The organism is Sorangium sp. So ce128 (assembly GCF_051525245.1).
Lineage (GTDB): Bacteria > Myxococcota_A > Polyangia > Polyangiales > Polyangiaceae > Sorangium > Sorangium cellulosum_B.
Genome location: NZ_CP150313.1, coordinates 11,162,957 through 11,174,812, shown reverse-complemented (window position 1 = coordinate 11,174,812; position 11,856 = coordinate 11,162,957). Strand labels below are relative to the sequence as shown.

Annotated in this window: 10 protein-coding genes; 6 read left to right on the top strand and 4 right to left on the bottom strand. The window is 68.6% G+C overall.

All coding sequences use genetic code 11. The annotated features are described in order from the left end of the window. Nucleotides 1-155: 155 nt before the first annotated feature. On the bottom strand, nt 156-833 hold the full coding sequence (locus tag WME82_RS42330; protein WP_438039959.1) for a hypothetical protein: 678 nt from the start codon (nt 831-833) through the stop codon (nt 156-158). Nucleotides 834-1,591: 758 nt separating this feature from the next. On the opposite strand from WME82_RS42330, the gene WME82_RS42325 reads away from it, so the two are divergent. The 5 genes from WME82_RS42325 (at nt 1,592) to WME82_RS42305 (ending at nt 9,305) form a co-directional block, all read left to right on the top strand. After that, the gene (locus WME82_RS42325; RefSeq protein ID WP_438039958.1) at nt 1,592-4,048 is read left to right on the top strand and encodes a proprotein convertase P-domain-containing protein; all 2,457 of its coding nucleotides are present in this window, start codon (nt 1,592-1,594) and stop codon (nt 4,046-4,048) included. Nucleotides 4,049-4,063: 15 nt separating this feature from the next. Beyond that, nucleotides 4,064-5,272, top strand: a complete 1,209-nt coding sequence (locus tag WME82_RS42320; RefSeq protein ID WP_438039957.1) for a cytochrome P450 — start codon at nt 4,064-4,066, stop codon at nt 5,270-5,272. A 102-nt stretch (nt 5,273-5,374) separates the two neighbouring features. Next, entirely contained in the window at nt 5,375-6,760 is a 1,386-nt protein-coding gene (locus WME82_RS42315) for a sigma-54-dependent transcriptional regulator (protein WP_438039956.1), read from the top strand. A gap of 370 nt (nt 6,761-7,130) precedes the next feature. After that, a complete protein-coding gene (locus WME82_RS42310; RefSeq protein ID WP_438039955.1) occupies nt 7,131-7,904 on the top strand; it encodes a hypothetical protein in 774 nt (257 codons plus the stop codon). A 408-nt stretch (nt 7,905-8,312) separates the two neighbouring features. Next, nucleotides 8,313-9,305, top strand: a complete 993-nt coding sequence (locus WME82_RS42305; protein ID WP_438039954.1) for an alpha/beta hydrolase family esterase — start codon at nt 8,313-8,315, stop codon at nt 9,303-9,305. A 52-nt stretch (nt 9,306-9,357) separates the two neighbouring features. On the opposite strand, the gene WME82_RS42300 is transcribed toward WME82_RS42305, so the two are convergent. Further along, nucleotides 9,358-10,179 (bottom strand): SIMPL domain-containing protein, encoded by an 822-nt coding sequence (locus tag WME82_RS42300; RefSeq protein WP_438039953.1) that lies wholly within the window; start codon nt 10,177-10,179, stop codon nt 9,358-9,360. Between the two features lie 217 nt (nt 10,180-10,396). Further along, entirely contained in the window at nt 10,397-10,648 is a 252-nt protein-coding gene (locus tag WME82_RS42295; RefSeq protein ID WP_438039952.1) for a hypothetical protein, read from the bottom strand. On the opposite strand from WME82_RS42295, the gene WME82_RS42290 reads away from it, so the two are divergent. Further along, nucleotides 10,647-10,862 carry a hypothetical protein gene (locus WME82_RS42290; protein ID WP_438039951.1) on the top strand — a complete coding sequence of 72 codons (216 nt, stop codon included), beginning with the start codon at nt 10,647-10,649 and terminating at the stop codon, nt 10,860-10,862. The two genes, WME82_RS42295 and WME82_RS42290, sit on opposite strands and share 2 nt — an antisense overlap. Before the next feature lie 11 nt (nt 10,863-10,873). Here WME82_RS42290 and WME82_RS42285 read toward each other — a convergent pair whose 3' ends face one another. Continuing rightward, nucleotides 10,874-11,695: a hypothetical protein gene (locus WME82_RS42285; protein ID WP_438039950.1), complete on the bottom strand. Its 822-nt coding sequence runs from the start codon at nt 11,693-11,695 to the stop codon at nt 10,874-10,876. Between the last annotated feature and the right edge of the window lie 161 nt (nt 11,696-11,856).

Sequence of the window (11,856 nt, the reverse complement as noted above, 5' to 3'; positions counted from 1 at the left end):
GGCCCCGGTCCTGCAGGCCAGCAACCTAATCCTCTCCGAGCTACACCCTGCCGGAGACGATGGTTCTTGGATGCGACGCGCTCTCGTTCTGGCGTGCGGAGCTGCAGCGCAGGGCGTCACCGCAAGGTTGGGATGCGGACCTATCGGGCGTCCATTCAAGCGACGACCTTGATCACTGTGCTCACGAATCCAATGGCGCTCACGATGCCATTAATCAAACCACCAATGTCCAGCCTCGTCGACGCGCTTCGAATGAACCTCACTCCACCGCGCTGCAGATCGCCCCATCGGGACGCGAGCGCGGGGTCATTGCCGTTCTTGTTCCAGTCGTGATCGCGACTGTACGCGCTAACGCTGCCGCTGTCAGAGAAGGTAAAAACCACGCCCGTGGGCGCGGCGATAGCTACCGTGATGTTGGTGTTCTGCGAAACGGGGTTAAAGATCGTGGCCGCGCTATGGAATCGACCCGAGAATCCGTAATCGCCGTTGCTCCTGACGGTCAGCGTGATATTCCAGCCACCGACGGGGTCGGGGTCCGGGAAGGGAAGATGTGGAATTCGGTAGGTGAAGCGCTGGTCGTAGACATGGACCACGGTCTCGGCGTTGGCCTTCCACCACAGGATATAGCCATGCTGGAAGTAGTTGATCCGATCGCCGGACGTTCCGTAGGGCTGCTCATCCGAAGTCGGAGCGCCGAGTTCACCGCCCTCACCTCCTTCAGCCTGATAGACTTTGAGGATGTCGCCGTAGACGTTGTACGCGTGTGCGGATTTGACCGAGTACACAGAGAGAATAGAGGCGGCAACGAGTGCCCACACCAGTTTTCGGTTCATTTTACAGCCTCCCTTGGTTGTTGAGCGGTCGCCTGCAAGGAGCGATTTGCTTTCCATCGCAGCGCCCGTCACGTTCTCACGGAGAGGAATCTTCGGCTCGTGAGCTAGCCCGGCAAGCGCCAGATGTCCTAATTGCCCCGCAGGGCGTCGGCTGTCTCATGGCCGTGACCTGGGCATGTGGGATTGCGTCAAGTCGCTTGAGTCCCGCATCGGGCCCAGGGACGGCGCCTTCGGGGATAGTCTCAGGCGAGTGGGAAGTAGCCCGAAATCGTGTGCTGAGAGTGCTGCTTCTGGCGATGGTGCCACGGGTTCCGCAGGCGCAGATATTACGACATCCTGTCAGGTCGAGGTGCTCTCCTGTGCTGGCTGTTGCTGGAAAAAAAACCGCCGTTCACGCACGACCGTGGAGATCATCCCGCATACTCGTGATGGGCCGACTGGGCGCACTGTGGTCTTTCTCCGCGACCGTGAAACGATTGCAGAACAACAAGATCGACACCGACACTACACATGCCGGGGAACGACGAACGCGAGTGATAGATAACGGCGAGGTCGAGCGGCAGCTGAGACGTGGAGCGCTCGGAAGAATGAACTATCTGTTCGCGGGCTCCTCACTCCACAGCCTGCGGAGCGCACAGCGACGCACCTCAGACGTCCGGCTCCTGAAGTTGACACCCATGGCGTCGAGACAGCAGCTATAATGTTGCCCCGCCACGGAGCCTGGGCGCTGCGGGGCAGCTGAACGGAAGGGAAACGACGTGAGAAGCAGGGATTTCATCGGCTCGTTCGTCGCACACGGGGCGGCAGCGTTGATCCTCGCCGGCTGCGGCGTGAGCGAAGGCGACGGCCTTGGCAGGGCACAACTGGCCGTCGGACAGGAGCTTGCTTCGGAGGCGGAGCCCAACGGGACGGTGTTGCAGGCGAACGCCATCTCCAGCGACACGGTCGTGCGCGCCAATCTCCTTCCAGACGGCGACACGGATCTCTTCTCGTTCCAGGCGCCCGCCGGGAGCCGTGTCTACGCCGCCGTGATGACAGCGTCTTCCACCGCATCGCAGGACGCCGACCTCGACATCCTCGATCAGGATGGCACGACCGTGCTGGAGACCGACGTCTTCAACGGGTCGTTCGGGGGCTCGTCGCCGAGCATCGCGGGCACGCCCCTCGCGACCGCGGGAACATACTACGCGCGCGTGCGCGTGCCCTCCGCGACTGTCCAGCTGCGCTCCTACGACCTCCACCTCAAGGTGCAGAGCGGCGCGCCCACGGCGGAGATCGAGCCGAACGACACGACACCGCAGCCGCTCCCCGCGACCGGCTGGATCGCTGGCACGCACAGCAACGCGAGCGACGTCGACAGCTACTCGCTCTCCCTCAACGCCGGCGACACCCTCTTCGCGAGCCTCGATCAGGACCCGACGCGCGACCTCACGCAGTTCGCCGCCGCGCTCGCGATCGGTCCCTTCGGGTCCGGGGTCGACATCCAGGTGGACAACCAATCCGGGCCTGTCGAGACACCGTACTCGGACGCCATCTTCGCGACGGTGAAGGCCGCGGGCACCTACAGGGTGACCGTGACCGGCTCGGTGACGGCGGGTGATTACGGGCTCAGCGTGAGCGTGCATCCGGCGGCGCCGAGCGTGGGGTGCACCACGTACGACAGCGCAAACGTGCCCAGGGAGATCCTCTTCGGCGCCCCCACGACGTCGTTCATCGACGTCCCGGGCGCGCCCCGTATCGGTGACCTGAACGTGAGCGTCCGGCTCAGCCATCCGATGCCCCCCGACCTGGACGTGTACCTCGTCTCGCCGGCCGGCAACACCAACGGTCTCTTCACCGATATCGGCAATAGGACCTACCCGAACCTCGAACTCACGATCGACGACGAGGCCGCGTTCCCGGCCGGACATTTCACCCTGCTGAACGGCATGATGGTGCAGCCGGAGCTCGACTACCGCTTGCACTGGTTCGACGGGGAGAACGGTGGGGGCCGGTGGACGCTCACGCTCCGGGACGACACGGACAACTCGAACAACCTCGGCTCGTTGTCCGCGTGGAGCCTCACGATCTGCGACGCGCCGATCCCCGCGCTCTCGTGCTCGAGCGGCGACGCCCCGTCCACCCGGCTGTCGGCGGACTTCGAGGGCGGCGCGCAGGGCTTCACGCACGCAGGCACAGCCGACGCGTGGGCGCTCGGCACACCGAGCGCCGCGCCGATCGCGACGTGCAACGGCGGGACGCAATGCTGGAAGACGAACCTCTCGGGCGTGTACAACCCGAGCTCGAATCAGGACCTCGTCTCCCCGCCGATCGACCTGTCCGGGGTGCAGGCGCCCATCCAGCTCCGCTGGGCGATGAAGTACCAGCTCGACAACGCCTCCTCGGATCACGGGTGGGTGGAGATCCGAGAGGTCGGCGGCGCGAACGCCAGGCGTCTCTGGGAGTTCCTCGATGCATCGATGACCACGACCGTCGGTAGCTCCAACCTGGTGCTCCAGGAGAGCGCGGGATGGGGCACGCACCACGCCGACATCAGCGGATACGCCGGAAAGCGAGTGGAGGTGGTGTTCCACCTCGACAGCGACGCGAGCGTCCAGCTCGCCGGTCTCGCGATCGACGACGTGTCGGTCCTGGGCTGCCCACGCAGCAGCACGGGCGAAGGCGCGGGTAGCGGCGGCGGAAGCACCACGGGTGAAGGCGGCGCGACGGGCAGCGGCGCCGGCGGCGCGGGGACTGGCGGCGCCACGGCGGCCAGCGGCGCCGTCACGAGCGGCGGAAGCACCACGGGTGAAGGCGGCGCGACGGGCAGCGGCGCTGGCGGCGCAGGGGTCGGTGGCGCCGCGGCGGCCAGCGGCGCCGGCGCGGGCGGCGGCAGCACCACGGGCGAAGGCGGCGCGACAAATAGCGGCGCTGGCGGCGCAGGGGTCAGTGGCGCCGCGGCGGCCAGCGGCGCCAGCACGAGCGGCGGCAGCACCACGGGCGAAGGCGGCGCGACGGCCAGCGGCGCTGGCGGCGCGGGAACCGGCACCCCCGCGTCGGGCAGCGGCGCGGGCGCCAGCCCGAACGGCGACCCGCCCGCCAGCAGCGACACGACGGGCGGCTGCGGGTGCCGCTTCGTGGGTGGTGACGAGCCCCCCTGGCCATGGCATGCGGCGCTCGCGCTCATCGCGCTGCTCAGAATGCGTCGCAAGCGGTTGCGCTCCCGAAGCTCCTGAGGAGATCCTGCCCAGATGACCCCTGAAACCGTCGATGTCCTCGATCCGGACCTCTACCTCGCGGGCGCGCCGCACGATCGCTTCGAGATCCTCCGCCGGGAGGCGCCCGTCCACTGGCACCCCGAGCCGGCGGGCAGGGGGTTCTGGGCGATCACGCGGCACGCCGACGTCGCCCGCATCTCGCGCGATCCGGCCGCGTTCTGCTCGGGGCGCGGCCTCTTCATCGAGGATCTCCCGCCGGGGGACATGCGCGACAACCCCGATGTCATGATCATGATGGATCCGCCCCGGCACGCCCGGTTCCGGGCGCTGGTCAGCAAGGGATTCACGCCCCGTGTCATCCAGCGCCTCGAAGGCCACGTTCGGGAGCTCGTGACGAGGCTCATCGACGACGCCTGCGAGCGCGGCGGGTGCGACTTCGCCAGCGACATCGCGGGCAAGCTGCCCCTCTCCGTGATCCTCGAGGTGATCGGCGTCCCCCGCGAGGATCAGGAGCAGATGCTCGACTGGACGACGCGGTTCTTCGGGGCCAGCGATCCCGCCTATGGCGTCACGCCCGAGGAGCTGAACGCCGTGCTCCACAACATGAACGCCTATGCGCACCAGCTCGCCGAGCAGCGGCGGAAGGAGCCCAAGGACGACATGCTGAGCTTGCTCATGGCCGCCGAGGTGGACGGCGAGAAGCTCTCCTACACGGAGTTCGGCGGCTTCTTCAACCTGCTGCTCACGGCCGGCCACGACACCACGAAGAACCTCATCTCCAACGGGATGCTCGCGCTCCTCGAGCACCCCGACCAGCGCCGGCGGCTGCTCGACGATCCCTCGCTCCTCCCGACCGCCATCGAGGAGATGCTGCGCTTCACGCCGCCGGTCTATTACTTCCGTCGCTCCGCGGTGCGGGACACCGAAATAAGCGGGCAGCGGATCGCCGCCGGCGACAAGGTGGTGCTGTGGTACGTCTCGGCCAACCGCGATGAGGCGGTCTTCAGCGATCCGCACAGATTCGATGTCGGCCGGACGCCCAACGAGCACCTCTCCTTCGGCATTGGCCCCCACGTGTGCCTGGGCCTCGTGCTCGCGCGCCTGGAAGCGCGGGTCGCCTTCGAGGAGCTCCTGCGCAGGCTCCCCGATCTCGAGCTCGCCGGGCCGGCCGTGCGGCTCCGCTCGAACTGGGTGAGCGGCGTGAAATCGATGCCGGTCCGGTGCGCGCGCCCTGCCCCGTAGCGCGCCCCAGGGCAATGAAGTGCCGGGTGAAGCACGGAGAGCGCCGCGCCCCCGCCCCGCGCAACCCTGGATCCGCGCCCGGGTGACGCGGTACGGTCACCCGTGACCGAGACCGTCCTGCTCATCGACGACGATCCGGGGTTCCGCGACGCCTACCGCGAGCTGCTCGCGCTGGAGGGGTACGCCGTCGCCGAGGCCGGGGCCGCCCCGAAGGCGCTCTCGGAGCTCCGCCGCACGAGCGCGCGCCTCGTCGTGCTCGACCTGATGCTCCCGCCGACGGGCCGCGCCGAGGAGGGCGCGGCGCTCGCGGACAGGCTCCTCGCCGAGCGGCCCGCGGCCAAGGTGATCGTCGTCTCGGGCGCGGGCGAGACCCCGCTCGCCCTGCGCCTCGTCGAGCGCGGCGCGTACGACTTCCTGGCCAAGCCCGTCGACCCCGACGTGCTGCTCTCCGTGGTCGCTCGCGCGGCCGCGCGCCTCGCGCTGGAAGATCGGGTGGCGGAGCTCGAGCGCTCGCTCGCCGCCCGCGAGGGCGACGCCTCGGCGATGCTCGGTCAGTCGCCGGCCTTCCTCGAGGCGAGGACGCTGTGCGAGCGCGCGGCGCCGACCGACGTGCCGGTGCTCATCACCGGCGACTCGGGGACGGGCAAGGAGGTGTTCGCCCGCTACCTGCACGCAAGGAGCCGCCGGAAGGACAAGGCCTTCATCGCGGTCAACTGCGGCGCGCTCGCGCCGACCCTCCTCGAATCGACGCTGTTCGGCCACCGGAAAGGCGCCTTCACGAGCGCGATCAAGGACGCTCCCGGCCTGTTCGTCGAGGCGGACGGAGGGACCCTGTTCCTCGACGAGATCGGCGACATGGAGCCGGCGCTGCAAGTGAAGCTCTTGCGCGTGCTCGAGACCGGCGAGATCCTGCCGGTGGGCGCGGCGCGCCCGCTGACCGTGGACGTCCGCGTCGTGTCGGCCACCCACAGAGCGCTCGAGTCGATGGTGGCGGACAGGACCTTTCGCGACGACCTCTACTGGCGCGTGCGCGGGATCGAGATCGCCTTGCCCCGGCTCGCGGATCGCGTGGGCGATCTGCCGCTCCTCGCGCAGCACTTCCTGAACCTGTCGCGTGCCCTCGTGCCGCGCTCGCCGGCGACCGCGATCTCGCCCGGCGCGATGCGCCGGCTCGAGGCCTGCGACTGGCCCGGCAACCTGCGAGAGCTCCGGCACGAGATGCAGCGCGCGCTCGTGATGGCCGGGGGCAGGGGAGAGATCCTCGAGGAGGACCTCTCGCCGGCGCGGCGAGGCAGCGCGCCCGCGGCGCCGGCAGGCGACGAGCCGGCCGAGGGGGCGACGCTGGAAGAGAAGATCGCGGCGCTGGAGCGGCGCGAGATCGCCGCCGCGCTCCGGGCGACCCAGGGCAACAGGAGCCAGGCAGCAGCGTGGCTCGGGCTGTCGCGGCAGGGGCTGCTCAACAAGATGGATCGTCATGGGCTGAAGTGATCTCGGTCGCTCGTGTGCTCATGAAGGAAGATTTTGATCGAGCGAGAATGATACGGGATCTCACGGCCTGACGTGATCTCGGTCACTCATGTGTTGGTGAAGGAAAAATTCAATCGATCGAGAACGACACGGAATCGGAAAGCGTCCACAAAAACATGAGCCGCGCCGAGCGCAGGCCGGCACTGAAGAAACCGAGAGCGCGGCTCCTCATGGGCTGCAGCTGGGGCGGGTGGATCGAGAACATGGTCCCGCCGGCTCGGGGTCGCCTGTGCGCCCCGATCCGGCGCGATGCCCGCCGCCTGACACGCGCGATGTCGCTCGCTCCTCGCGAGGAGCGCCCATCGCGCGATGCGCAACTTCAGGAGGAATCATGACGCTTGGCAGGTTGGTGCTCGTGGGGTGTCTGTCGCTGGTTGGCTCCGCTCTCGTTGCCTGTGGGAACGGCGACCCGGATCGCTTCGGCGAGGGGAGGGGCAACGTGGTCGGGACTCCGCCCCCGTCCGAGGGGGACGGCTGTACGCTCACCCAGGGCTACTGGAAGAACCACGAGGAGAGCTGGCCGACATCGAAGCTCACCATCGGAGGGGTCGAGTACTCCCAGGCGGAGCTGCTGGAGCTCTTCGAGACGCCGCCGCGGGGCGACGCCAGCCTGATCCTGTGCCACCAGCTGATCGCCGCGCTGCTGAACGTGAAGAGCGGCGCGAGCGACGCTGCCCTGGGCGGGGCGCTCGCGGAGGCCGATGCGTGGATGAAGGACAACAAGGACGCCGATGGCCGGCTCCCGTACCGCGTCAAGCAAGGCAGCGCGGCCGAGGATGCCGTCGCGCTGTCCGGTGCGCTCGCGGACTTCAACGAGGGCGGCATCGGCCCTGGCCATTGCGACGGCGGCCCCGGCAGCGGCTCCGACGACCCCGGGGACAGCAGCTCCGGCGATCCTGGCGGCAGCGACGACGGCGGGCACGATTGCCCCGACGATGGAAGCACGGGCGAGACCGATGGCGGCGGCGGCTCCGACCCCGGCGGCAGCTCCGACCCCGGCGGTGGCGAAGGTGGGTCGGCTCCGACGTGCGCGGATCCTTGCAGCGACGGCTGCGCCGACGGCTACATCTGCGTCGTCGGGTGCTGCGCGTTCATCGCCAACTGACCCGACGAAGGGCCCCTGCGCGTCGAACTCCCATGGCGCGTTGCCGTGGGAGTCGACGGTGCCTTGAGCGCGCCCCTGCCTCCACCTCCTGATCGGGCAGCTCGAACGCGGCCAGCGCTATCGCCGGCCCAATTTGATTGACGCCGGCAATGTGAGCGTTCACAGTCGACCCGTCGATCCTTCTTCCGCTTTGCCACGGACAGGCGTGCCGTGCGCACCGGGCCTTTCGTCACTCCTGCGCGTCCGCCGTGACGGTCGGGCTGGTGCCCCCAGGTGAGGCGCATCCTCGCCCGAGATCATCGCAGGATCGGCGCGCGGCGAGCGCGGATTGACGGATCGGGCGATCACGAGAGGGTCTAGACGATGCCGAGATTAGCTGTTTGTTCCTCTTTTCCTGTCGTCGCCTTGATGTTTCTCGCTTGCTCGTCCGAGACAGGCTCGTCCGGCACGGGCGGCGGCGGAGCCGGTCAGGCCACGGGCGGCGCGGGCGGGGCCCACACGTCTGCGAGCAGCGGGGAGACCACCTCGACAGGGGGAACGAGCGATGAAGCCAGCTCCTCCAGCAGCGGCACGACAGGTGGCTCGACCGGGGGCGGACCGCAGGCCGGGAGCGGTGGCATGGGGACCGGCGGCACGGAATCGCCGGCGGGCAACCCGAGCCCAGGCTGCGGCAAGTCGGGGCGGCCCGAGAGCGGAACGGTGAAGGTCGACGGCGATCACATCTACACGTTCCCGGACAGCTACGATGGCAAGACCCCTCTCCCCCTCTTGATGGGCTTCCACGCCTGCGGCAACCCGATCGACCAGTTCATCAACCTCACGCGAGGGTCGGCCTTCGAGACGGAGTACGTGCGCGCCGTGGGGAGGTCGTCGGACGGGGGCGGATGCTGGAACTACAACAACGACATCGCCAAGGTCCTGCGGATCTACGACGACCTCATGGACAGCTACTGCATCGACATGGACCGCGTGTTCGCCACCGGCCACAGCTCCGGCGCGCAGATGATCGTGCAGATCTTGGCGCACAAGTCCGACGCCGAGCACATGAACTTCAAGGCGGTCGCGCCCGTCGCGGCCTCCGATTACGGCGCGCTGCAGGTGCCCACGCCCGTGATGTACATCCAGGGCCAGAACGACACGGTCCGCGGGGGAGACGGGGCGAGCACGGTCGCGAGGTTCCGCACCGCCAACGGGTGCGAGATGAGCTCGACGCCGTATTCCCAGGTGATGGGCTGCCAGAGCAGCGGCAAAGCGGTGAACCCCGGCTGCATCTCCTACAGCGGCTGTTCGGAGCCGACGATCTGGTGCTCACACGACGATCCCGCGTACAGCAACACGAGCCACGGCGTTCCGTGTTTTGCCATCGAGGCGATGTACGACTTCTTCACGGGCATGCCGTGAGGACGCCCCGAGCTGCGTTTGCGAGCGCCGCCTGCGGGCCGCCGCCCTGAGCTCACGGGCTCGGGGCAAACGCCACACGGACCGTCACCGCAGCGGTGACACGGATGTTTCCGGGCTCGACGGGGAAGCCGTCCGCGCCTCCGAGCCCCTTCATCTGCTGCGCAAATCCATAACGCTCCTGCTGAACGACCGAGATCGACTGCAGCTCGACGATCCTGACGTTCGCCGCCTTGGCCACCGCCTTGGCGTTCGCCTGCGCGTCCTGCACGGCGGCCGCGAGGGCGCTGCGGCGCGCCTCGGTGCGGTCGTTCAAGAAGAACTCGAGCCCGCCGACGTCATTGGCGCCCGAGGCGAGCGCGGCCTGGAGGATCCTCGAGCCTGCGGCCTGGAGCTCGGCCGGCGACGCGCCCCGCAGCGCGACGGAGAGCTGGCTGGAAGCCGAATAGCCGATGATCCTGGGCTCGGTGATTTCCTCATTCGCCACGCGCGACTCTCGGATCGGCGAGAGCGAGATGTCGACCGTGCGGATCTCCAGCCCTGGGATAGCGAGGCCACGCAGGGCGGCGAGCACTGCCTGCGACCTGCCCGCGGCCTTGTCGCGCGCGGCCCCGAGCGTCTTTTCGCGCACCTCCACGCCGATGCTCGTGCGCATCGAATCCGCAGGCCGCGCGACCTCGCCGATGCCGCCGATCGTGATGGTCCGGTTCTCGTCATTCTCCGCCGTGGCGCCGGGTTCCTTGGCTGCGAGGCGATCCGCCGCGAGGACCTGGGCGACGGGGCGCCCGGCCAGCGCGGTCGACGAAATGCAGGTGATGACGCCGAGCGCGAGCCCTGCGATCAGGCTTCCCGTGAGGGTCGGCATAGTACGACGCATCGCGATTCTCCTCCTTCGAGCGGATCGTCTGCCCTGGCAGTCGAATTGGCTGTCAGCGCACCGAATCTAGGGCGGAGGCGGCTCGACCGCGAGGGGCGGGCTCAAGGTCCTTCGGGTCTGTAAAGTACGGCGTCTGCCCGCGGGAGCCCGCATGCCCCGGCTGCGGGACCTGCCTGCCTCGGATCGACAGAACATCTTTCTCTGCCCGGTTCGCGCCTCACGCGCCCAGCTCGAAGAGCTGCATCGCGACCAGCGCGACGCAATCGGGCTCGCGCGAATCCGACACGATCTGCCGGAGCTCGTGAAAATACCGCACGTGCAAGGCCCGCAGCCGCGCGAGATCGCCGCGCGCGACGCTGACGAGGTTGTAGGAGTACAGCCCCGGATCGCCGCGGCGCTGCCGGCCCGCGGCGACGTCGAGCCAGTGCGCCTTCAATCGCTGTCGCGGCTCGGCCGCGCCGCGGGTCATGTCGACCGTCTCGGCCGTGGCGGCGTACCGCCTCGACGAGAGCCCGTTCCCGGACGTGTACGCCGGCCGCGGATCGGGGGACAGCTGCGCCGGGTGCGGCGGCGCATTCGAGCTCTCCTTCGAATCGCGCTGGGCGGCGGGCGAGTCGACCCCTCGGGGCCATGTGGACCTGATCGAGAACGGGACGCTGCTCGGCGAGGTCGGCGCCTTTTGAGGGCGCGCCGGTCAGGGCAAGGCGGTGGTGATCACCTCCTTGACGGTCGCTGTGCTCTGGCCGGGGCGGTCGACACAGGACGGGTAGTACTGGCCGGCCCCGTTGAGGGTCTGGCAGACCCGGCTGCAGGGGCCGACCATGCGGATCACCCCGCACCCCACGAGCTGGCCGTCGGACAGCAGGTGGCCCGCGGCGCAGTCGCGCTGGTAGGAGCGCGAGTTGTCGACCGTCGCGCTGTTGTAGCAAGCGTTGAGGTAGGGCTGCGCCGCGAACAGGTTGCCCCAGAAGGCCCCCTCGACATCTGGATAGTCGACGAGCTCCTGGCTCGAGGAGAGCGTCTTCAGCGGATCCCGCAGCGAGCGGGCGGAGAGGAGGACCGGTATTTGATAGTAGTTCACGCGCGCCGCCACGCAGCTGGAGACCATGCGCTGCCCGAGCTCGTCGAGCGGCCCGGTCGCCCAGGCGGGCGCGGCGCCGAGCAGCCCGGGGTAGCGCTCGTTGTGGACGGTGCCCTTGGAGTCCGTCCACGAGAAGGCGAAGGACTCCGTGCTCCTCAGGGCGCAGCTCGTCGCATACCGCATGAACTCGCGCGCCAGCGCGCCGCTCGGGCCGGGATCCCGGATCGCGGCGAGGTTTTGCGCGCTGAGACCGTTGAGGTTCAGGGCGTTGAGGTTCAAGGCGTTGAGGTTCAAGGCATTGAGGTTCAGGGCGTTCGCGCTGAGCGCGTTGCCGCCCAGAAGGGCTCCCTGGGATTCCCCCACGAGCTCATCCAGCGATTCGGTGTCCCCCACCTCCGCGGCGCAGCCCGACAGCACCCCAGCCCAGACAAGCACGATGAATCTCTCCTTGAGCGACATGGGTTCCCCCCCCCCCATTTCTGGCGCATACCCGGCGGCTCCCTGCGCGCGGCGCGCGAGCGCGGGCTCACCAACATCGCCCATAGGTTGACTATGGGCTCAGTATTCTATCTTTTCGCATTATCACGCCCGTGCAA